Source organism: Dyella humi (genome assembly GCF_044904605.1).
GTDB classification, from domain to species: domain Bacteria; phylum Pseudomonadota; class Gammaproteobacteria; order Xanthomonadales; family Rhodanobacteraceae; genus Dyella_B; species Dyella_B humi.
Genome location: NZ_JADIKI010000021.1, coordinates 632807 through 653742, shown reverse-complemented (window position 1 = coordinate 653742; position 20936 = coordinate 632807). Strand labels below are relative to the sequence as shown.

The following is a 20936-nucleotide window of genomic DNA, read 5'->3' as shown; positions in this document are numbered from 1 at the left end:
CGTTTAGCCATCCATACCGCCGCCCATGACCATCGAAACCAAGCTTCCGAAAGTAGGCACCACCATCTTCAGCGTGATGAGTCACTTGGCCGTGCAGCACAAGGCTGTAAATCTCGGCCAGGGCTTTCCCGATTTCGAACCACCGCAGGCGTTGCGCGACGCGCTGACTCGCGCGATGAACAATGGGCTTAACCAATACGCGCCGGGCATCGGTACCGCTGCACTGCGCGAGCAGATCGCACTGAAGACCGAGCGGCTGTATGGGCATAAGGTGAGTCCTGATAGCGATATCACGGTTACTTCCGGCGCGACGGAAGCGCTGTTCGCTGCCATTGCAGCGGTGGTGCGCGCTGGCGAGGAAGTGATCGTGTTCGATCCGGCCTACGATTCCTACGAGCCCGCTATCGAATTGCAGGGCGCGCGTGCAGTGCATATTCCGCTGACCGTGCCGAGCTTCTCGATTGATTGGCAGCGCGTGCGCGATGCGATCACGCCGCGCACGCGCATGATTTTGATCAACAGCCCCCACAATCCTTCGGGCGCGGTGCTCTCGGCGCAGGATCTCGACGAACTGGCAGACATCGTGCGCGATACGCCGATCGTGGTGCTGTCGGATGAGGTCTACGAGCACATCGTGTACGACGGCGCGCATGAGAGCGTACTGCGCCATCCGGAACTGGCCGCACGCAGCATCGTGGTATCCAGCTTCGGCAAAACGTATCACTGCACCGGCTGGAAAGTCGGCTACGCAGTGGCGCCGACGAAACTTTCCGCCGAATTTCGCAAGGTGCATCAGTACCTCACGTTCTGCACCTTCCATCCGGCGCAGGTGGCGTTTGCCGAATTCCTGGCCAGCACGCCAGAGCATTACCTGGAGCTGCCGGCTTTCTACCAGGCCAAGCGCGATCGCTTCCGCAATTTGCTGGCACCGTCGCGTCTAAAGTTGCTGGACGTGCCCGGCGGTTATTTCCAGTTAGTCGACTACTCGGCCATCCATGACCAGGATGACGTCTCGTTCTGCGAATGGCTGGTGAAAGAGGGCGGTGTGGCCGCTATTCCGTTGACGCCGTTCTACGAGAAGGCGCCAGGCACGCATCTGGTGCGCCTGTGTTTCGCCAAGAGCGACGCCACCATGGAGGCCGCTGCGGAGCGTCTATGCAAACTCTGAATGTCACGCTCGTGCAAGGCGCCACGCGCTGGCACGATGCACCTGCCAATCGCGAGTACTACGGTGCGTTGGCACGGCGCGTGGCAGGGCAGAGCGATCTGATCGTGCTACCGGAAACGTTGCTCTCCGGCTTCAGCAACGACACGCGCGTCAGTGCGGAAGATATGGATGGCGAAGGCGTGGCCTGGATGCGCGCGCTGGCGGGCGAGGTGAATGCCGTCGTTACCGGCAGCCTCGCCATTCGCGAAGGCGGCAAGGTCTACAACCGACTGATTTGGGCGCGTCCGGATGGTACCTATGCGCAGTACGACAAGCGCCATCTGTTCCGCATGGCAGGCGAACACACGCGCTACGGCGGTGGGTCGCAGCGTCTGATCGTCGAACTGAAAGGCTGGCGCATCCTGCCGCAGGTTTGCTACGACTTGCGCTTTCCCGTGTGGTTGCGCAATCGTCGGCTGGCGTCGGCGGCCGGCGGCATGGATTACGACTTGGCGCTGTTCGTCGCCAACTGGCCCGCGCCGCGCAGGCAGCCGTGGCGCACACTGCTGCGGGCACGCGCCATCGAAAACCTCGCCTATGTGATCGGCGTGAACCGCGTAGGTGTGGATGGCAATGATTTGCCGTATGCCGGCGACAGTGCGGTGATCGATACGGTGGGCGAACCGCTGATCGAGCTTGGTTCGCAAGAGCAAGTGGTGACCGTGGCGATCGATCCGGCGCCCTTGCTGCAGCATCGTGAGCGTTTTCCGGCCTGGATGGATGCCGACGATTTCACGCTCAACTTGGAGTGAGCGGTGTCCTCGGCAAAGCGCTCAGGTTTCCGTCATATGAACGCGGCGCTTCAAAAAAACTTCACAAAGAGTATTGACGACCGTGCCGTCTACCTGAATAATTCCGCTTCTTGCTTCGGCGTCTTTCGATTTCGGCGGGTGACCAAGGCAAAGTAAGGTTTACCACGCGCCCGTAGCTCAGTTGGATAGAGTACCAGGCTACGAACTTGGTGGTCGGGAGTTCGAATCTCTCCGGGCGCGCCAATTTACCAGGCATGATGTTTGTTCAAGTCGTGTCTGTGCAGGCAGAACACCGTCTGCGAAAAACCGGACAAAGAAGTCCGGCGTGTTCGATACGGATTGACGGGCCAGAGTGTCACCCGTAGCATTTCAAAGCTCAGGTCGCGAAATGTCGATCGGGTTTCGAAAATCGGGGTATAGCTCAGCCTGGTAGAGCGCCAGCTTTGGGAGCTGGATGTCGTGGGTTCGAATCCCTCTGCCCCGACCATCAGGTGTTCTGCTTTGAGTCAAAGCGCCTGTAGCTCAACCGGATAGAGCATCGGCCTTCTAAGCCGACGGTTGCAGGTTCGATTCCTGTCGGGCGCGCCAGCTTCGTGATTACGGTGGGCGTAGCTCAGTTGGTTAGAGTACCGGATTGTGATTCCGGTTGTCGTGGGTTCGAGTCCCATCGTCCACCCCAATTCAAGCAGTTCTGGGCCGTTAGCTCAGCTGGTAGAGCAGTTGACTCTTAATCAATTGGTCGTAGGTTCGAATCCTACACGGCCCACCAGCTAAATCAGGCACCCGGGGAAACCCGGGTGTTTTTATTTGCTTGTCGCAAATGTCGCTGAGGCGCGGTTTCAGCGGCTGCTTCGCTCCACTGCTTGGCTAGGTTCTTAGTCAGCTGGATGTCTTCGTCTTCCGTCCGTTTGTCGCCGCTCTTGAAGTCGGCACAGTGGTCTACGCATGCCGCTCCAGCAACAACGGCGAAGGCAGCGCGCACTCCGGATGCATCCGATTAAGGCTATGGATCGCCCCAGCCAGCCCAGTCATCAGTCCCGGTGTGAACGCATCGCGCGCCATGCCGCCGACGATGCCGCCATGTTCCTCGATGGCGGAGACAACGCGTGCGACAGGATGAATCGGCTCCAGCGGACAGCCTTCCGGATCCCATTTCGCCGCGCGCACGAACAGTTCCCACAGCGAGAAGTCGCCATGACAGAGCGTGTGGCTGGAGCCCCATTTGTCTCGCGCTCCGGCGACGGCGCGGCGCAGCGTCTGCAGATATTTCGAATCACCGCTGCGCGCATAAAGATCACCGGCGGCCATGCCGATGCCCACGCTGCCGTAGCACCAGTTGTGGAAACTCTCTCGGCGTACGCCTTGTTGCGTGATGAACCAGTTGCCGATCGTCTCGTCGAATTGCTCAGCTTGGAGATGAAAACCGCGATCGGCTAGTGCTATCCAGCGCGTGCGATCGGCATCGTTACCTGCGCCGGTCAGCACCAGCCGTGCCAGCGACCAGGCGATGCCCATGGAGCCGTGCGCAAAGCCGCCGATCGGGTCGGGTGTGCGCACGGTCGGCCAGTGGGCGCTGTCGTCACGGATAACGGCGGTCGCTTCCAGATGATTCGCCGCGCGCGCAGCCAGGTTGAGCCAGCGTTGGTCGCCCGTCGCATCTGCCAATCCCAGCAAGGGTGAAATCGCGCCGGATGCGCCGCCAAGAATGTCGAATGCTTTGTCGCTTTCGAAACCCAGACGTTCCAGGGCTTCGGCGAAATGGATGGCGCGCTCAAGTGACTCCCGACGCGGTTGCAGATCATGCAAGGTCAGCCACGTCCAGATCTGCGCGCCGAAGCCGGTAAAGCCGCCGGACAGCTCCTGCGTCTCGTCCGCTTCCATCGCTTGCAGAACATGTAGCGAACCTTCCAGCGCTTCCGCGATGCCGGCTACCGGATCGGCGTGCCCGCGATCGGTTTCGTGAAGGTAGCCGGCCAGCGCGATCACCACGCCGGCCAGGCCGAAATAAAGATCCGTGGCCAGCGGCTGCACTTGCCAGCCGGCGCGATTCACTTCTGGTGTGATCCAGGTGATCGAGCCGTCCTTGCCGCGCACGGAAAGCCGCAACAAACGCTCCACCGCCTCGGCGGCCAGCTTGCGCCGACGCTGATCGAGATGATCGACGTACGGATGACGGGCCGCATAGCGACGTGCAGCGCGGTCGTCTTCCGGTTGGTCGTCGGAGAGATTCAGATGCGTGGCGACGAGCGCGCTGCGCACGGTGAGTTCTTCCAGTTCTAGTCGCATGGCGCGCCAGTCGGCCGCGGCCTCGTCGATGCGCGTGCGCGTCAAAGGCGCGGCGAAAATCGGCACGTCGCCATAACGCAGATCGTCAATTTCGGCAGCGATTTCCGCCGGTGTCGACGGTGCTTGCGGTACCACTGCCGCATTACGCGTCAGCAGATCGCATGCGCGCTCGATCGCCTTTGCTTCATCATGCAGCGAAGCGGGATGCCATAGCATGCGGCCGATTTCCACGTAAGCCTGCGTGGCGCGGCGAATATCGCGCGCCTGGCAGCCTTCGAAATCGACGAGCAGGGGAGTGAGCTCGTTCTTGGCGTCCAATTGTTGCAGCCGCGAAGTGACGTCGAGAAATCCGTCGCTGATGTAATTCCAGTATTTAGATACGTGGGGTTCTGGACTCGGATGGTTCTGCGCCGGCAGCACATCCGCGTCGATGATCTTAAGCCGTGCTTCCGTCGTGCCTTCCTGTGCAATGACGGGAATATGCACCTGCGGCTGCTCCCCGGGCAGCGCGCCGGCGGCCGACATATCAACGCCGAAAAACCCCAGCGCTGGAGCGCGGTACGGCACGATGCCCGTGCGCAATACGGAGTTGCGGATGAGTTCGGCGGCCGCATCGTAGGCGTCGCCGTAGGGCGACGGCTCGGCCTTGGGCAGCATGGAAAACAGGCTTTCCACGTCGATTACCACAGGGACTGGGCCGCAGGCGATCAGGTTCTCCTGATGAATATCGGTGCCGCCGAGCAGACGCAGCACCGCCAGCCAATGCCCAAGGTTGCGATAGAACACGCGCAACTCTTCGTCGCTATTGCAATAGCGGTGCGCGACGAACGCGGCCCAGCCATAGTCGCCGCGCTCAAGCACGGCAGGCGCGCAAATACGCTGCGGATCGTCGCCGAAGATGCGCGCCAGAAATGTTTCCAGCACGCGGTCGATGCGCAACGACCGCGGCTTGTAGATCACTTCGCCGCCTTCGAGCGACAGCCGCGCCACCGATTGGCCGCCGCCATGCAGATCGCCCTGGCCCAGGCGCAACGCGATCAGGCATCCTTTCGGATGGCCGGGGAGTTGTGCAAGCAGCCCGCGATCGGTGACGAACCTTGTCACCAGCGCTTCGATGGCGCGGCGTTGCGCATTCAATGCGCGCGAAAGACGTTCGTGCAGAAAAGGGTAGCGATGGTTCAGATGATCCAGGAACTGCGGTTGAAGCGCCTGTTCCACGAACTGCGCGAAGCGGCCCGCTTCATCGGGCGCGGTGAGTTCGCCCATGCGCTTCGCAGCATGCAGCTCTAGCAACAGTACGCGATTGAGCTTGAGGCTGGCGTTGGTGTTGAGCGCATCTTCTGCGGCATTGCTGATCAGTTCCATTTCACCGGGCGCCAGCGCCGATGAAAGCTCGGCTAGCCTTGCGGAAAACATGGCGCGAACGGGCGTGGTGAAACTCAGGATAACGGGGGCAAAAGAATCGGATGTATTCGTTTCGGCCGTCGTTGACACAGACAGATTCCTTGCTGTGGCTGTGGAAAAAACGCATGCACCGGAAACAGATGAAGTGCCAACGCGCAGCGCATGGCACGAGTAAAAAGGGACGCTGCGCGTTGGCAGGTCAGATCAACAGCAGAAGCAAATGCTCGCGCAAAGTTTGCCGCTGTATGAGCACGAGGTGGCGCCCGAGATAAGCACCTTGCCAATGCCCGGATCGGTCAGTGCCGCTTCGGTCGCGGCAGCACCTTCGATGTAAAGCGGGCCTGCGGGATTGTCCAGGCCTTCATCACCACTCAGCCAACTCGAAACGACTTCATCAATCTGTTGCATAACTATCTCCTTTTGCGAAGCAAGAGTTAGAACAGCGAAGGCGTGGATGTCGGAAGCCACATGTCGCCCCGGCTCCCGAATCCGAGCCGATTCAGAACGTTGACACACATGGACACACGGTTTGCCCACGGGTGACGATCCCTTGCAAGCGAGCGGTTACGGGCAAACCGGCATTAACCTGCGCCGTGGGCAACCGCGATGTCAATCGACGGTGCGTGAGCTTGGAATGGCTGTCAAAAAAAGACGGTGAATCTTTATGGCTATAACCAGGCGAGCAGACGCGATGGGTTCAATTTTGCATTGCATCAACCGTTAGAGTTCGGGCGCTATGCGCTTGTGCTGGGCCGTGGATGAACCGTAAAATGCGTCGCTTTGGCGCAAGGTAGTCATCGCCCAGGTCGCGGCAGGGCAGGCGTTCGACGGTCTAGAGTTTGACCGGGGAAGTCTTTGATAATCCGCAGCTTGCAGTCCGGCGAACGATGCGAAAGTGGCGGAACTGGTAGACGCACTGGATTTAGGTTCCAGCGGGTAACCCCCGTAAGGGTTCGAGTCCCTTCTTTCGCACCACACCTTGCGCTTGATTTTGCGGGCGGCCGTGCCACCGCGGTGCCGTTACGGACCATTACAGGATATTCCAGGAGACGTCATGCAGTTTTCGGTTGAAAATGTCGGCAAGCTCGAGCGCAAGCTCACGGTCAGGTTTCCGGCAGAGCGCTTCGAGTCGCAGGTCAGCGCGCGCATCACCGAGATGAGCCGCACGGTGCGCCTGAAAGGCTTTCGTCCGGGCAAGGTGCCCGCCAACGTGATCCAGCAGCGCTTCGGCGCGCAAGTGCGTGGCGAGGTGCTCTCCGACCTGATCGGCAGCACGCTGCGCGAGGCCTTCGAGAAGGAAAATCTGCGCCCCGTCGCCAACCCGGCCATCGACACCACCGGCCAGCCGGAAAACGGCGAGATTGCCTACACGGCCACTTTCGAGGTGATGCCGGAATTCCCGGAAATCGACGTTTCCGCGCTGGAAGTCGCCCGGCCGGTCGCTGAAGTGACCGACGCCGACGTCGAGAAGATGATCGAAACCTTGCGTCAGCAGCGCCGCAGTTTTCAAGAAGTCGAGCGCCCCTCCGCCGAGGGCGATTTCGTGATGTTCGAATACGACGCCGTGGCCGGCGACTACCGCTTCCCAGCCGAGGGCCAGGAACGTGCCGGCAGCGTGCTGGGCTCCGGCACGTTGTTCAAGGCGCTGGACGGTGCGCTCACCGGCCACAAGGCCGACGAAGTGTTCGAGAACGACATCGAATTCCCGGCCGACTTCCGCAACGACCAGCTTGCCGGCAAGACCGCCAAGGTCAGCTTCAAGATCGTGAAGGTGCAGGAACCGAAGCTTCCGGAAGTGGATGCCGAGTTCATCAAGCAGTTCGGCATCGACGACGGCAACTTGGAGCATTTCCGCAAGGAAGTGCGCTCCAACCTGGAGCGCGAACTCAAGGCCGCACTGATGGGGCGCCTGAAGTCCCACGTGGCCGAAAAGCTGGCCCAGGCTTACGGCGACCTGGAAGTGCCGAACCTGATGGTGCAGGGCGAAGCGCGCAACCTGGCGGCTGGCAGTGTGCCGCGCGGCCAGCAGCCCCCGCCGCAGCTGGTGGATGCCGCCGTGCCTGCCGCGCGCCTGCGCGTCATCGCCGGCTTGCTGATGGGCGAGATTGCCCGCAAGAGCGAGCTGAAGCTGGATCGCACGCGCCTGGCCGAGCAGCTCGCCGCGATCGCCTCGACCTACGAGGAGCCGGAGAAGGTCATTGAACTCTACAATGGCGATCCCCAGTTGATGTCGGGGCTGCAGAACCGCGTCATGGAAGATCAGGTAGCCGAGTGGGTGGCCGAGCACGCCAAGACCACCGTGCAGAACCTGAGCTTCGACGAAGTAATGCGTCCGGTCGGCGCCTGAGACGATTCGATCAGGCCCGGCGAACCCGCCAGAGCGTGAAGGGAGTGCCCTCTCGCACTTCCCAACGCACGACGTTCGATCCTAGTTCGAACCTGAGCGTCGCGAATCGAGCATGCAAAAACATGCTGGATTTGCGGGTGGTTTCGTCGGCTTCGCTAGCGGAGGGATTTCCCGACCTGCTAGTCTGGCTCGATCATACGAATCGCCATTAGTCCCCTATCCGGAGTGCCGCACGCATGGCCATGGACCCGATCCAGAACCTCAACCTGGTGCCGATCGTCGTCGAGCAGACCGCTCGCGGCGAGCGTTCGTATGACATCTACTCGCGCCTGCTGAAGGAACGCGTGATCTTCCTGGTCGGTGAAGTGAACGATCAGGTAGCCAATCTGCTGGTGGCGCAGATGCTGTTCCTTGAGTCGGAAAACCCCGACAAGGACATCCATCTGTACATCAACAGCCCTGGCGGCGCGGTCACCGCGGGCCTGGCAATCTACGACACCATGCAGTTCGTCAAGCCTGACGTGAGCACGATGTGCGTCGGACAGGCCTGCAGCGCCGCCTCGCTGCTGCTGATGGCAGGCGCCAAGGGCAAGCGCTACTCGCTGCCCAACTCCCGCGTGATGATCCACCAGCCCTCGGGCGGCGCGCGCGGTCAGGCCACCGACATCGAGATCCAGGCCCAGGAAATCCTGTATCTGCGCCGCCGGCTGAACGACATTTACGTCCACCACACCGGTCAGTCCCTGGAAAGGATCGAGCGTGACATGGAGCGTGATCGCTTCATGAGCGCTGAGCAGGCCAAGGAATACGGGCTGATCGACGCCGTTCTCGACCGGCGTGCCGTCGAAACGGTTAAGTCGGCCTGATTACGGCCGATGCTTCATCCATAACGGGGTCCCGCGTCCGGGTGCGGATTTGGGACCCTGTGCTATTCTCGACCCGTACCGGGATTTTCCAGCAGGATCAAACGAATGACTGACGAGCGGCAGGGCCGTTCCAACGACAGCGGCAAGATTCTTTACTGCTCCTTCTGCGGCAAGAGCCAGCACGAAGTGCGCAAGCTGATCGCGGGTCCATCCGTGTTCATCTGCGACGAGTGCGTGGAGCTGTGCAACGACATCATCCGTGAGGAGCTGGAAGAGAAAGCCGCCTCCGGGCGCAGCCAGCTGCCTAAGCCCAAAGAGATCATGGAGACTCTCGACCAGTACGTGGTCGGGCAGACGCGCGCCAAGAAGGCGCTGGCCGTCGCGGTCTACAACCACTACAAGCGGATGGAGTCGCGCCAGCGCAGCGATGATATCGAGCTGGGCAAATCCAACATCCTGCTCATCGGCCCGACCGGCTCGGGCAAGACGCTGCTGGCCGAAACGCTCGCGCGCCTGCTCAACGTGCCGTTCACCATTGCCGATGCCACCACGTTGACCGAGGCCGGTTACGTGGGCGAGGACGTGGAGAACATTATCCAAAAGCTGTTGCAGAAGTGCGACTACGACGTGGAGAAGGCGCAGTCGGGCATCGTCTACATCGACGAGATCGACAAGATCTCGCGCAAGAGCGAAAACCCGTCCATCACGCGCGACGTCTCCGGCGAAGGTGTGCAGCAGGCGCTGCTCAAGCTGATCGAAGGCACGCTGGCTTCTGTGCCGCCGCAGGGCGGTCGCAAGCATCCGCAGCAGGAATTCCTGCAGGTGGACACCAAGAACATCCTGTTCATCTGTGGCGGCGCGTTCGCCGGCCTTGAAAAGGTGATCCAGCAGCGCTCTGAAACCACCGGCATCGGCTTCTCCGCCGAAGTGCGTTCGAAAGAACGTACCGAAAATCTCGGTAAGGTGCTGGCCGAAGTGGAGCCGGCGGATCTAGTGCGCTTCGGACTGATTCCGGAATTCGTTGGCCGTCTGCCCGTGGTGGCCACGTTGGATGAGCTGGACGAACCTGCGCTGGTGAAAATTCTCACGGAGCCGCGCAACGCTGTCACGAAGCAATTCCGCAAGCTGTTCGAAATGGAAGGCGTGGAATTGGAATTCCGTCCGGAAGCGCTGCAGGCCATTGCACGCAAGGCGCTCAAGCGCAAGACGGGCGCCCGTGGTCTGCGCACCATCCTCGAGCAAGTACTGTTGGACACCATGTACGAGCTGCCCTCGCTGGAACATGTGAGCAAGGTGGTCGTGGATGATGCGGTGATCGAAGGCCAAGCCGAGCCGTATCTCATCTATCGCGGAAACTTGCAGCAACAGGCACGCATCAGCAGCGAAAGCGGCGACGCAGCCGCCTGATCGCCAGCGTAATGGCCTATCACGGCCCCGGCGGGTTTCCGCCGGGGCCGTATGTTTTCTGTGACAGGGCTGACTCTTGTATGCGCCCTACCACGCCTCCACTTGACGAGTTAGTGGCCTCGGCGCAGTGTCGGGGTCGCCAGCACAGCGGCACAGGGTGTGCCGCGTGAATTCGGTTGTGTAACCGGATTCGGCTGGCGCTGAAGAACGGCCAGGACAGCCGTTCAAAGATTGTCCAAACCTTATTCGCGAGAGACTCCCAGCGATGGCAAAAAGTGCCGCAATCCCCACCACTACTGGCGCTGCTTTGGATGTACTGCCGGTACTTCCGCTGCGTGATGTGGTCGTGTACCCGCACATGGTGATTCCGCTGTTTGTGGGGCGCGACAAATCCATGCGTGCGCTTGAGCGCGCGATGGAAGGTGAACGCCAGATCCTGCTGGTTGCGCAGAAGAGTCCGGATATCGACGATCCGGCCATCAAGGATCTGCACCAGATAGGCACGCTTGCCGGCGTGCTGCAACTGCTGAAGCTTCCCGATGGCACGGTAAAGGTGCTAGTCGAGGGTCAGTCGCGCGTGGCGATCGAGGAGTACCACGACGAAAACGGCATGCTCACCGCGAGTTCGCGCGTCATCGAGCCCGTCTACAACATCAAAGAGCGCGAGCTGGACGTCGTATCGCGCACGCTGGTGTCGCTGTTCGAGCAACTGGTCAAGCAGAGCCGCAAGCTGCCGCCGGAAGTGCTGGCGACGCTGTCGGGCATCGACGATCCTTCGCGCTTGGCCGACTCCATCGCCGCGCATCTTTCTGTGCGCATGGCCGATAAGCAGAGAGTGCTGGAAACCGCGGACGTGGGTCAGCGTCTGGAATTGCTGATCGGCTTGGTCGACGGCGAAATCGATCTGCAGCAGGTAGAAAAGCGCATTCGCGGCCGCGTGAAGTCGCAGATGGAAAAGAGCCAGCGCGAGTACTACCTCAACGAACAGATGAAGGCGATCCAGAAGGAGCTGGGCGAGGGCGAGGAAGGCCCGAACGAAATCGAAGAACTGCAGAAGAAGATCGAAGACGCCGGCATGCCCAAGCCCGTGCTCACCAAGGCGCGGCAGGAGTTCGGCAAGCTGCGGCAGATGTCGCCCATGTCCGCCGAAGCCACCGTGGTGCGCAATTACCTCGACTGGCTGATCGGTGTGCCGTGGAAGAAGCGCAGCAAGGTGCGCAAAGATCTCGCACTCGCGCAGCAAGTGCTGGATGCCGATCACTTCGGCCTGGAGAAGGTGAAGGAGCGCATCCTCGAATACCTCGCGGTGCAGCAGCGCGTTAGCAGCATGAAGGGTCCGATCCTGTGCCTCGTCGGCCCTCCCGGCGTGGGCAAGACTTCGCTCGGCCAGTCGATCGCCAAAGCAACCAACCGCAAGTTCGTTCGCATGAGTCTGGGCGGTGTGCGAGATGAAGCCGAAATCCGTGGCCATCGCCGCACCTACATCGGTTCGATGCCGGGCCGCATCGTGCAGAACATGAACAAAGTCGGCAGCAAGAACCCGCTGTTCGTGCTGGATGAAATCGACAAAATGTCGATGGACTTCCGCGGCGATCCTTCGTCGGCGCTGTTGGAAGTGCTCGATCCGGAGCAGAACCATACGTTCAACGATCACTATCTGGAAGTCGATCTCGATCTTTCCGAAGTGATGTGGGTCGCCACCGCGAACTCGCTGAATATTCCAGGCCCCTTGTTGGACCGTATGGAAGTCATCCGCATTCCGGGTTATACCGAGGATGAAAAGCTCGCGATCGCACAGAGATATTTGCTGCCGAAACAGGTCAAGGCGAACGGCCTGAAGTCCGAAGAAGTTTCCATAGACGAAGAAGCTGTGCGCGATATCGTGCGCTATTACACGCGCGAATCGGGCGTGCGCAATCTGGAGCGCGAGATTTCCAAGATCTGCCGCAAGGTGGTCAAGCAGATCACGTTGGGCGAGCTCAAGGACGGCGCCGAGCCTGCCAAGGTCGAGAAGAAGAAAGCAAAGGCGGCTGTGTCTGGCAAGGTGAAGGTGAATTCCGACAACCTCGAGAAATATCTCGGTGTGCGTCGTTTCGACTTCGGCCGCAAGGAACTACAAAACGAAGTCGGTCTAGTCACCGGCCTGGCGTGGACGCAGGTCGGCGGCGATCTGCTCAGCATCGAAGCATCGATCGTGCCGGGCAAGGGACGTCAGATACACACCGGCCAGCTCGGCGATGTGATGAAGGAATCGATCCAGGCTGCGTTGTCGGTGGTGCGCGCGCGCGCCAACCAGCTCGGCATCGATCCGGATTTCCACGAGAAATTCGACCTGCATATCCACGTGCCCGAAGGCGCCACGCCGAAGGACGGCCCGAGTGCCGGCATTGCGATGTGCACCGCGCTCGTGTCGGCGCTGACCAAGGTGCCGGTGCGCTCCGAAGTGGCCATGACGGGTGAAATCACGTTGCGCGGTCGCGTGCTTCCGATCGGCGGCTTGAAGGAGAAACTGCTTGCGGCGCATCGCGGTGGCATCACTACCGTGATCATTCCGGACGAGAACCGCAAGGATCTGGCCGATATTCCGGAAAACATCACCAGTTCGCTGGACATCCATCCTGTGCGCTGGATCGATGAGGTGCTCGACATTGCGCTGGAGCATCCGCTGCAGCCGCTGCCGGCCAAGGAACCCGCTGAAGCCGCTGCGGCATCCGCCACGACGACCGAGGCGGTGCCTCAGCAGCACGAAGATGGGGCCGAAACACCCGCTCGGCCGCATTGATTCATCCGTGTATCAATGATCTGCGATAGGCGGCACGTTCCACGTGTCGCCTGTTTCGTGTTTGCGCATAGCACGACCGGGCGGCGTTTGCATAGCGTCTCGCCGTGCGCGAATACGCACCGCTGAACCGCTGCAATGCGTTGGTATTGCTTGTATTGCGGACCCTGGGGGGCGCTGGTATAAAGGCTCACCGTCATCCTGCGCTTTAAGCCGATGCACAGCGATGCGGGTCTGCGTGGCAGCGCCCTGCACGATTCCCATGTCCTTTCCCGCGTTGTCCCATTCCCAATCTTGCCGCGGGCCGAATACCTGTTTAAGGGAGTAACTCAATGAATAAAACCGATCTGATCAATGCCGTCGCCGAAAAAGCCGAACTGACCAAGGCTGACGCGGGCCGTGCACTCGAAGCGTTCTTCGAGACCGTGCAGAAGGCTCTGCAGAACGGCGACGACGTCTCGGTCGTCGGCTTCGGTACCTTCACCGTGCGCAGCCGCGCCGCCCGTACCGGCCGTAACCCCCGCACGAACGAGGAGATCAAGATCGCCGCGTCCAAGGTTCCGGCCTTCAAGGCTGGCAAGACGCTCAAGGACGCCCTAAACTAAGCGGCCCGCTAGGGTCCGGGGTGCTTAGCTCAGCGGTAGAGCGTCGCCCTTACAAGGCGAGGGTCGTAGGTTCGATCCCTACAGCACCCACCAGAACGTGGAGCGGTAGTTCAGTCGGTTAGAATGCTGGCCTGTCACGCCGGAGGTCGCGGGTTCGAGTCCCGTCCGCTCCGCCACGGTTTGCAAGGGCGCCCCCGTGGCGCCCTTGTCGTTTAGGTCACGCGCGGCAACGCGCAAAATATCATCGCGGGAACAACCCATGCTGCAGTCACTACGCGACAAGATGCAAGGATGGCCGGCCATCATCGTGCTGGGCGTCGCCGTATTTGCCATGTCGTTCTTTGGTATCGAGGGTTACTTCAACTCGCACATCGAAACCTTCGTGGCCAAGGTCGGCAAGCGCGAAGTCGGCCAGCAGCAGTATCAGGACACGATCAACCGCATCCGCCAGCAGCAGCGTGCGCAGATGGGCGATCAGTTCGACGCGAGCCTGTTCGACAAACCCGAGTTCAAGCAGCAGGTACTGGACGAGCTGGTTAGCCAGCAGTTGCTGCTGCAAGCCAATGAAGACCTTGGCATGCGCGTTTCCGATCAGGCGTTGCGCGACGCAATTGCGTCGCAGCCGGCGTTCCAGATCGATGGCAAGTTCGACGGCAACATGTATCGCGCGCAGCTGGCTGGCGCGGGCATGACGCCGCAGATGTACCAGGACAACCTGCGCACCTCGCTGGAAGGCAGCCTGCTGCAGGATGCAGTCACTGGCAGCACCATCGTGACGCCTGCCGATATCGATCGTTATCTCGGCATCAAATTGCAGCGCCGCGACATCCGTTATTTCGTGCTACCGCGCCCGGCGCCCGAAGACAGCCAGGTGACGGATGCGCAGGTGCAGGATTACTACAAGGCGCACCAGGCGGATTTCATGAATCCTGAGCAGGTGTCGCTGAAATACATCGAGGTGAACGGCGCGGATTTGAAAGCCGACACACAGCCCACCGATGAAGAATTGAAGAAGCGTTACCAGCAGGAACTGTCGCGTTTCGGCATGCCGGAAGAACGCGAGGTTTCGCACATCCTGATCAACGTGCCCAAGAACGCTACACCTGCGCAGCAGAAGGCCGCGCTAGAGAAGGCCGACAAGATTGCCGCCGAAGCCGCGCCGGCCAATTTCACCAAGCTGGCGCAGCAGAATTCGGACGACCTGGGTTCCAAGCTGCAGGGCGGTGACTTGGGCTGGCTGCAGAAGGGTGTGACCAATCCCGCCTTCGATGCGGCGATGTTCGCGCTGCAAAAAGGGCAGATTTCCAAGCCAGTGCTGTCGGATGAGGGCTACCACATCATCTACCTGCGCGACATTCGCAGCGGCCAGACCAAGCCGTTCGAAGAGGTTCGCGGCCAGTTGCTGAAGGAAGCAACGACAGGCGAGCGCGACCGCGTGTACAACGAAACTGCGGGCAAGATGACCGATCTCACCTCGCAGAATCCGGGCTCGCTGGAACCGGCGGCGCAGGCGCTGAATCTACAGATCAAGGAAACGCCGCTGATCAGCCGTGAAGGCGGGCAGGGCATCGCCGCCAATCCCAAGGTAGTGGCCGCCTCGTTCTCCAATGACGTGCTCGCCGCTGGCAACAATTCCGCATTGATCAACCTCGACAAGACTGACTCGGTAGTCGTGCGCGTCAACAAGCATGTCCCCGCATCGGCCAAGTCGGTTGCCGAAGTCCACGATGCGATTGTGCAGAAGATTCTCGACGAGCGCATCGCCGAAACCGCGAGCAAGAAGGCTGAGGTGCTGGTGCAGCGCTTGAGCAAGGGCGAGGACATCGTTGCGCTGGCCAAGGCCGAGCATGCCGATCTGCAGAGCGTGAACCAGGTGCAGCGCGTGCAGCCGGGCGTGCCGCCGCCGGTGCTGACGCAGGCGTTCAAGACACCGCATCCCGTCGCCGACGGCAAACCGCAGTACGCCAATGTGGCGCTGGATCACGGCACGTATGCTGTGCTGGCCGTTGACAAAGTTGAAGCCGGCGATCTTTCCAAGATGACTGCCGATGATCGTCAGCAGCTTTATCGTCAGATGGTGCAGGCTTACGGCGGTGTCGAAACGCAGGGTTTCGTCGATATGCTCAAGGCCAAGACCAAGATCGAGATTGCCAAAGACCGCATGTAATCAGCAGTGGGTGTGATTTGCGAAAAAGGCGGCTCTTAAGGGCCGCTTTTTTTGTTGGATCAAACGCCGGTCATGCCGAGAATATTGTAGCCCGCATCCACATAGGTGATTTCGCCGGTTATGCCTGAAGCAAGGTCGGAGCATAGGAAAGCCCCCACATTGCCAACTTCGTCGATCGTCACGCTGCGTCGAAGCGGCGCGTGCTGTTCCACGTGTTCGAGCATCTTGCGGAAGTTGGCGATCCCGGCGGCGGCAAGCGTCTTGATTGGCCCGGCGGAAATCGCGTTGACGCGGGTGGTTTCGGGCCCGAGATTGAAGGCGAGGTAGCGTACGTTCGCCTCGAGGCTCGCCTTGGCCAAACCCATGACGTTGTAGTTATTGAGCGCGCGTTCCGCGCCAAGATAGGTAAGAGTAAGAATGGCGCCATTGCGCCCTACCATCATGGGCCGTGCGGCCTTGGCCAGCGCAGCGAGGCTGTAACTGGAAATGTCATGCGCCATAGCGAAGTTCTCGCGCGTAAGTCCATCCAAGAATTCGCCCTGGATGGCCTCGCGTGGCGCGAAGCCGATTGAGTGCACCAGGATGTCCAGGCTGTCCCAATGCTTGGTGAGCGTGGCGAACAATTGCTCGATCTGCGCATCGTCGCTGACATCGCAAGGCAACACCAGGTTGGAGCCGAACGCATTGGCCGCTTCGTCCACCCGATCCTTCATGCGTTCGTTCGGATAAGTGAAGGCGAGCTGCGCGCCTTCGCGATGCATGGCGTTGGCGATGCCCCAGGCGATCGAGCGTTGGCTGGCGATGCCGGTGATCAATGCACGCTTGCCGTGAAGGAAACCCATGCGCCGCCTCCCAAGTTCACGCACCGCGAATGCGGCAAGCGGAGTTTAGCAGCGGGTTTTCCTATGTGCTGCGGCGAGTATCAGTGCGGGTTTGGCTGGCTAATCCAGTTTAAGCACCTGGCCGGGCTTCAACGCCTTGCCATGCAGATGATTGAGACGTTCGAGCGTGCTGACGCTCATCGAATAATTGCGTGCGATCTGCCAGAGGCTTTCGCCGGAACGCACCACGTGCGTTCTGGCACGATGGGACGAGTCGGCTTTCGTGTCGTTCTCCGACTTGTCGGCATGCGTGGTCAGCAAGGGGATGTTGTCGGAAACGCTGGCCGTCATGTCCTGATCGTTGGCGATCTGCATCGCATTGCGCAGTTGTTCGGCATTGCGCCGCGGCAGCAGCAAATGTCCGGGCGCATCCGTACTCAGGAATTCACCTTGCAGCGCCGGATTCAGCCGCTTCAGATCACCGGTTTCCATGCCGGCGTGACCGGCGGCGTTGGACAGGGTCATGCCGTGGCTTACTTGCACAGTTTCCAGATGCTGATCGGCCGGAAGCGAGGGCAGTTCGACATTGAAACGGGACGGATCGCGCACTACGCAGGAGATCGCAAGCAATTTAGTGAGGTGTTCGCGCGTAATGCGCGGTACCGGAAGTTTGGGAATCGCCGGTTCGTCCGGCGGTGTGCCATGTTGCTGCACGAGTCGCTGCACACCGAATTCGCCGCGATTGAATGCATAGTCGACCAGCCGCCAGTCATGTAGCTGATTGTGGTAGTCGTGCAGCATGCGCATCACGCCGTCGGTGGAGGCGGATGTATCCAGCCGACCGTCATAGCTGTGGTCCACGTGCAGGCCCATCACGCGCGCTGTGCTTTGCACGAGCTGCCACATGCCTGCAGGCAGATTGCGACGACCGGGCACGGGCCGGAATTGGCTTTCCACCCACGGCAGCAGTACGAATTCGCCGGCCACGTCATATTTTTCCGCGGCTTGCTGCACATAGACGATTTGCGGCAGCGCGTCGCTCATCTGCGCTTCGAAGCGTTGCGGGTTTTGCGTATAGCGATGCGCCCATACCATGATCTGCGGGTCAGCATCGCAATCGGACATGGCAAAACTGCCGCGCAATTTGTCCCAGACATTGTTGGTCGTCACGTCGGGCGTCACGGACGGTACCGCCACTTGTGGTGAAGGCATGGACGGCGTGGGAGCAGGTGGTGGCGTGATCGTTGCCGGCGTCGGTACCGGCTTGTTTGCGGGCGGCGTGGCGCACGCGGCCAATAACGATGCCAAAGCAACGGGGAGTAGTCGTCGTGTGTGCTTCATGCTCGGAATGCGTCCTTGGCGGAGCGCAATGCGGCGAAGCGCGTGATCGGGTCATTGGCCGCACCATGCTGGCGGCACCAATCAATCACGCCTTCACTGTTTACGCGCATGAAGGGATTGCAGGCCAGTTCGCTCGATAACGTGGCAGGCACGCTTGGTTGATGCTGGGCGCGCAGACGCGCGACTTCATCCACACGTTGCTTGAGCGCAGCATTGTCCGGTTCCACGGTTTGTGCGAAGCGGCCGTTGGCGGCTGTGTACTCGTGGCCGCAGCAGACCAGTAGGTCGCCGGGCAACGCAGCCAGGCGCTGCAGCGAGGACAGCATCTGCGCGGGCGTGCCTTCGAACAGCCGGCCACAGCCGAGGCTGAACAACGTATCGCCACAGAGCAGTACGTCTTCGCTGGCGTACACGATATGGCTGAGCGTATGTCCTGGCACCGCGATCACCTGGAAGTGCGCCGAAGGTAGTTCGAGCTTCAGCGTGTCGCCATCCAACACGCGATGTGTCGCCACTGCGATGCGCGCGTCGTCGGGTGCATACACCGGCACGTCGTGCGCCTCGCGCAGTGCGCCGGCACCGCCGATATGGTCGTTGTGATGATGCGTCAGCAAGATCGCGCACAACGTCAGCTTGCGCGCGCGCAGGGCGGCCTCGACCGGTTCGACTTCGCCGGGGTCGACCACGATCGCGTGACCGTTGTCATCGTGCAGCAGCCAGATGTAGTTGTCGGCAAGCGCCGGTAACGGTACGACGTGCAAGGGCGATCTCCGCTGTTGCGGACACGCCGATCACGCTGCCTGGGGCTTTTCACGCCGTCCATGCAGAACGATCGGAGCATCCTTCGTATCGACTGGCGCAGGCGTCCGGCTTGCGCAAGAGGGCCGACTATAAGACCCATGGCGTCCCAAGATCGTTAGATAAGCGTTAATCGAAATATCGTTCGAATGCCGTTGAGGCATGGTTCGTCTTTGTGGAGCCAACGGCTAAACTCTGTGCACATGCTTCCGACAGGCCTTCAGTAGATGCGACAGCGCGCCCAGGACATCTATGCAAGTGCGCCCATGCGTCATCTGCTGGCCGATGAGACGGTGGCTTACATGCCCGACGTCCGTCGCTGCGCAGGCACTCGCGCCTTGCTGGTCTCCGCTGCAGCGGACGATGCGCCGCCGAACCCGCCTTACCTGGGTCAATGGATCACGCTGCGGCTCGCTGAAGGGCGACTTCGGGGCGATGTATGCGCCAGCGCCGACGAGCCGCTGCCGTTCACGGACGGTGCGTTCGACCTGATCCTGCTGCGTCACGCGTTGGAGTTGGCTCCGTTACCGCTGAACGAGATCGTGCGCGTACTGGCGCCGGGTGGGCTGTTGGTGCTTACCGGAGTCAATCCGTTGAGCGGATGGACACCCTGGTGGTTGTGGCGAACGCGCGGCAGCGAGACGCATGCAAGATCGCCTATTCAGCTCGCGGCGCGCTTACGCCGCGCGGAAGTGCAAGTGGAGCGCGTGCAGCGCGTGGGCCAGCTGTTGCCGCTATCCACGAATTCGACCGGTAAGCTACCCGGCTGGCTCGGCGGCGGCTACGTGCTAGTCGCCCGCAAGAAAGGCCCGGCGAGCGCGCCGACGCGGCTGCGTCCCAAGCCAGTGACGGCGCCGGTGCGAGCCGGCCTGGCGCCTGGTGCGCGCCGCAGCTCGGTAAGTTGAGCGATTGCCTGCAAGAACTAACAGCAAAGAAACGGAGCAGAACGCGTGGCGGAAGTGGAAGCGTTTACCGATGGTGCATGCCTCGGCAATCCTGGCCCGGGAGGATGGGCGGCCCTGTTGAGAGCCAAGGGCACCGAGCGATTGCTGAGCGGCGGCGAAGCGCAGACCACCAACAACCGCATGGAGCTGCTCGCAGCCATCCAGGCGCTTGAGGCGCTCAAGCGCCCGTGCCAGGTGGTGGTCACCACCGATTCCCGTTACGTCATGCAAGGCATCGAGGAATGGGTGCCGCGCTGGATCAGCAACGGCTGGCGCACCGCGGACAAAAAACCGGTCAAAAACCAGGATCTGTGGGAGCGATTGTCGACCGCAGCGGCCCCGCACAAAGTTCGCTGGCAATGGGTGCGCGGCCACAGCGGACACGATGAAAACGAGCGCGTGGATCAGGCCGCACGCGAGCAAGCCGAACAATTCAGGAAATTGGCATGAGACAGATCGTTCTCGATACCGAAACCACTGGCCTGGAAGTACGTCAGGGACATCGCCTCATCGAAATCGCTTGCGTCGAAATGGTCGAGCGTCGCCTTACCGGACGTAACTACCAGACCTATCTCAATCCCGAGCGCGCGATCGATGAAGGTGCACGCGAAGTCACCGGCATCGCGGACGAATTCCTGCTCGACAAGCCGCGCTTCAAAGAGATCGTGGATGAATTCCTGGCCTTTATCGACGGCGCAGAGCTGATCATTCATAACGCGGCCTTCGACGTCGGCTTCCTCAATGCCGAACTCGCGCAGGCCGGTGCTCATTACGGCAGCATCGCCGATCGCTGCAACGTGCTGGATACGCTGGCGATGGCGCGCGAACGGTATCCGGGCCAGCGCAACAGCCTGGATGCGTTGTGCAAACGTCTCGGCGTCGACAACTCAGCGCGCGATCTGCACGGCGGCCTGATCGACGCGCAGTTGCTGGCGGACGTCTATCTGGCGATGACGTCCGGCCAGGTTGGGCTGGATCTCGGCTTCGACGGCGGTACGGAAACCAGCGGCGCACGTGCTGTGATTACACCCGTGGTACTGGCACGCCGGCCACGCGTGCTGCGCGCCAGCGAAGATGAACTTGGTGCGCATCTGCAGCGATTGGATGCGCTGGACAAAAGCGCGGGTGGACAATCGATATGGCGCAAGCAGGAGTTGGAAGCGTAGCTGGATGGATTGGCGTTCGACTGCGCCAACCTGCGCGAGAGCATCA

General features: G+C 61.0%; 16 protein-coding genes and 8 tRNA genes. 19 read left to right on the top strand and 5 right to left on the bottom strand.

What is annotated here, in order from left to right:
- Window positions 1–25 precede the first annotated feature (25 nt).
- The 7 genes from ISP18_RS03480 (at window position 26) to ISP18_RS03450 (ending at window position 2728) form a co-directional block, all read left to right on the top strand.
- Window positions 26–1168 carry a pyridoxal phosphate-dependent aminotransferase gene (locus ISP18_RS03480; RefSeq protein WP_380017043.1) on the top strand — a complete coding sequence of 381 codons (1143 nt, stop codon included), beginning with the start codon at window positions 26–28 and terminating at the stop codon, window positions 1166–1168.
- On the top strand, window positions 1156–1959 hold the full coding sequence (locus ISP18_RS03475; protein WP_380017041.1) for an amidohydrolase: 804 nt from the start codon (window positions 1156–1158) through the stop codon (window positions 1957–1959). Before ISP18_RS03480 ends, ISP18_RS03475 begins: the two co-directional genes overlap by 13 nt.
- Before the next feature lie 166 nt (window positions 1960–2125).
- Window positions 2126–2202 (top strand) — tRNA-Arg (locus tag ISP18_RS03470).
- A gap of 167 nt (window positions 2203–2369) precedes the next feature.
- Window positions 2370–2446: transfer RNA gene (locus ISP18_RS03465), tRNA-Pro, on the top strand.
- A 24-nt stretch (window positions 2447–2470) separates the two neighbouring features.
- Window positions 2471–2547 (top strand) — tRNA-Arg (locus ISP18_RS03460).
- Window positions 2548–2561: 14 nt separating this feature from the next.
- Window positions 2562–2638 (top strand) — tRNA-His (locus ISP18_RS03455).
- A 14-nt stretch (window positions 2639–2652) separates the two neighbouring features.
- Window positions 2653–2728 (top strand) — tRNA-Lys (locus ISP18_RS03450).
- A 170-nt stretch (window positions 2729–2898) separates the two neighbouring features.
- Here ISP18_RS03450 and ISP18_RS03445 read toward each other — a convergent pair.
- Both ISP18_RS03445 and ISP18_RS03440 read right to left on the bottom strand, forming a co-directional pair.
- A complete protein-coding gene (locus tag ISP18_RS03445) occupies window positions 2899–5739 on the bottom strand; it encodes a type 2 lanthipeptide synthetase LanM family protein (protein WP_380017039.1) in 2841 nt (946 codons plus the stop codon).
- A gap of 114 nt (window positions 5740–5853) precedes the next feature.
- Window positions 5854–6057, bottom strand: a complete 204-nt coding sequence (locus ISP18_RS03440) for a DUF6229 family protein (RefSeq protein WP_380017037.1) — start codon at window positions 6055–6057, stop codon at window positions 5854–5856.
- 481 nt (window positions 6058–6538) lie between these two features.
- On the opposite strand from ISP18_RS03440, the gene ISP18_RS03435 reads away from it, so the two are divergent.
- The 9 genes from ISP18_RS03435 (at window position 6539) to ISP18_RS03395 (ending at window position 15820) form a co-directional block, all read left to right on the top strand.
- Window positions 6539–6624: transfer RNA gene (locus tag ISP18_RS03435), tRNA-Leu, on the top strand.
- A 79-nt stretch (window positions 6625–6703) separates the two neighbouring features.
- Window positions 6704–7996: a trigger factor gene (tig, locus tag ISP18_RS03430; protein WP_380017035.1), complete on the top strand. Its 1293-nt coding sequence runs from the start codon at window positions 6704–6706 to the stop codon at window positions 7994–7996.
- Between the two features lie 236 nt (window positions 7997–8232).
- Window positions 8233–8862, top strand: coding sequence for an ATP-dependent Clp endopeptidase proteolytic subunit ClpP (clpP, locus tag ISP18_RS03425; RefSeq protein WP_380017033.1), 630 nt, complete (start codon window positions 8233–8235; stop codon window positions 8860–8862).
- Between the two features lie 105 nt (window positions 8863–8967).
- Window positions 8968–10269 (top strand): ATP-dependent Clp protease ATP-binding subunit ClpX, encoded by a 1302-nt coding sequence (clpX, locus tag ISP18_RS03420; protein ID WP_380017031.1) that lies wholly within the window; start codon window positions 8968–8970, stop codon window positions 10267–10269.
- A gap of 265 nt (window positions 10270–10534) precedes the next feature.
- On the top strand, window positions 10535–13051 hold the full coding sequence (lon, locus tag ISP18_RS03415) for an endopeptidase La (RefSeq protein WP_380017029.1): 2517 nt from the start codon (window positions 10535–10537) through the stop codon (window positions 13049–13051).
- A gap of 329 nt (window positions 13052–13380) precedes the next feature.
- A complete protein-coding gene (locus ISP18_RS03410) occupies window positions 13381–13653 on the top strand; it encodes an HU family DNA-binding protein (protein ID WP_188792388.1) in 273 nt (90 codons plus the stop codon).
- An 18-nt stretch (window positions 13654–13671) separates the two neighbouring features.
- Window positions 13672–13746 (top strand) — tRNA-Val (locus ISP18_RS03405).
- A 6-nt stretch (window positions 13747–13752) separates the two neighbouring features.
- Window positions 13753–13829 (top strand) — tRNA-Asp (locus ISP18_RS03400).
- A gap of 83 nt (window positions 13830–13912) precedes the next feature.
- Complete coding sequence (locus ISP18_RS03395) at window positions 13913–15820, top strand: SurA N-terminal domain-containing protein (RefSeq protein ID WP_380017027.1); 1908 nt, start codon at window positions 13913–13915, stop codon at window positions 15818–15820.
- A 59-nt stretch (window positions 15821–15879) separates the two neighbouring features.
- On the opposite strand, the gene ISP18_RS03390 is transcribed toward ISP18_RS03395, so the two are convergent.
- The 3 genes from ISP18_RS03390 to gloB all read right to left on the bottom strand — a co-directional run bounded on the left by ISP18_RS03390 (window position 15880) and on the right by gloB (window position 18743).
- The gene (locus tag ISP18_RS03390) at window positions 15880–16662 is read right to left on the bottom strand and encodes an enoyl-ACP reductase FabI (protein ID WP_380017025.1); all 783 of its coding nucleotides are present in this window, start codon (window positions 16660–16662) and stop codon (window positions 15880–15882) included.
- 99 nt (window positions 16663–16761) lie between these two features.
- Window positions 16762–17982 (bottom strand): LysM peptidoglycan-binding domain-containing protein, encoded by a 1221-nt coding sequence (locus ISP18_RS03385; protein ID WP_380017023.1) that lies wholly within the window; start codon window positions 17980–17982, stop codon window positions 16762–16764.
- Entirely contained in the window at window positions 17979–18743 is a 765-nt protein-coding gene (gloB, locus tag ISP18_RS03380) for a hydroxyacylglutathione hydrolase (protein WP_380017021.1), read from the bottom strand. The genes ISP18_RS03385 and gloB overlap by 4 nt, the downstream gene beginning before the upstream one ends.
- 264 nt (window positions 18744–19007) lie before the next feature.
- Here gloB and ISP18_RS03375 point away from each other — a divergent pair, with 264 nt between their 5' ends.
- The 3 genes from ISP18_RS03375 to dnaQ are packed head-to-tail and all read left to right on the top strand — an operon-like array spanning window position 19008 to window position 20890.
- Complete coding sequence (locus tag ISP18_RS03375) at window positions 19008–19685, top strand: methyltransferase domain-containing protein (RefSeq protein ID WP_380017019.1); 678 nt, start codon at window positions 19008–19010, stop codon at window positions 19683–19685.
- A 45-nt stretch (window positions 19686–19730) separates the two neighbouring features.
- Window positions 19731–20174 (top strand): ribonuclease HI, encoded by a 444-nt coding sequence (gene rnhA, locus ISP18_RS03370; RefSeq protein ID WP_380017017.1) that lies wholly within the window; start codon window positions 19731–19733, stop codon window positions 20172–20174.
- Window positions 20171–20890, top strand: a complete 720-nt coding sequence (dnaQ, locus tag ISP18_RS03365; protein ID WP_380017015.1) for a DNA polymerase III subunit epsilon — start codon at window positions 20171–20173, stop codon at window positions 20888–20890. Before rnhA ends, dnaQ begins: the two co-directional genes overlap by 4 nt.
- Window positions 20891–20936 lie beyond the last annotated feature (46 nt).

What these genes read in the sequence shown, in the direction of transcription:
- ISP18_RS03385 (WP_380017023.1), bottom strand. Translation starts at nt 17,982, where the DNA reads ATGAAGCACACACGACGACTACTCCCCGTTGCTTTGGCATCGTTATTG.
- ISP18_RS03375 (WP_380017019.1), top strand. Translation starts at nt 19,008, where the DNA reads ATGCGACAGCGCGCCCAGGACATCTATGCAAGTGCGCCCATGCGTCAT.
- tig (WP_380017035.1), top strand. Translation starts at nt 6,704, where the DNA reads ATGCAGTTTTCGGTTGAAAATGTCGGCAAGCTCGAGCGCAAGCTCACG.
- clpX (WP_380017031.1), top strand. Translation starts at nt 8,968, where the DNA reads ATGACTGACGAGCGGCAGGGCCGTTCCAACGACAGCGGCAAGATTCTT.
- clpP (WP_380017033.1), top strand. Translation starts at nt 8,233, where the DNA reads ATGGCCATGGACCCGATCCAGAACCTCAACCTGGTGCCGATCGTCGTC.
- ISP18_RS03480 (WP_380017043.1), top strand. Translation starts at nt 26, where the DNA reads ATGACCATCGAAACCAAGCTTCCGAAAGTAGGCACCACCATCTTCAGC.
- ISP18_RS03390 (WP_380017025.1), bottom strand. Translation starts at nt 16,662, where the DNA reads ATGGGTTTCCTTCACGGCAAGCGTGCATTGATCACCGGCATCGCCAGC.
- ISP18_RS03410 (WP_188792388.1), top strand. Translation starts at nt 13,381, where the DNA reads ATGAATAAAACCGATCTGATCAATGCCGTCGCCGAAAAAGCCGAACTG.
- lon (WP_380017029.1), top strand. Translation starts at nt 10,535, where the DNA reads ATGGCAAAAAGTGCCGCAATCCCCACCACTACTGGCGCTGCTTTGGAT.
- dnaQ (WP_380017015.1), top strand. Translation starts at nt 20,171, where the DNA reads ATGAGACAGATCGTTCTCGATACCGAAACCACTGGCCTGGAAGTACGT.
- ISP18_RS03475 (WP_380017041.1), top strand. Translation starts at nt 1,156, where the DNA reads ATGCAAACTCTGAATGTCACGCTCGTGCAAGGCGCCACGCGCTGGCAC.
- ISP18_RS03395 (WP_380017027.1), top strand. Translation starts at nt 13,913, where the DNA reads ATGCTGCAGTCACTACGCGACAAGATGCAAGGATGGCCGGCCATCATC.
- ISP18_RS03440 (WP_380017037.1), bottom strand. Translation starts at nt 6,057, where the DNA reads ATGCAACAGATTGATGAAGTCGTTTCGAGTTGGCTGAGTGGTGATGAA.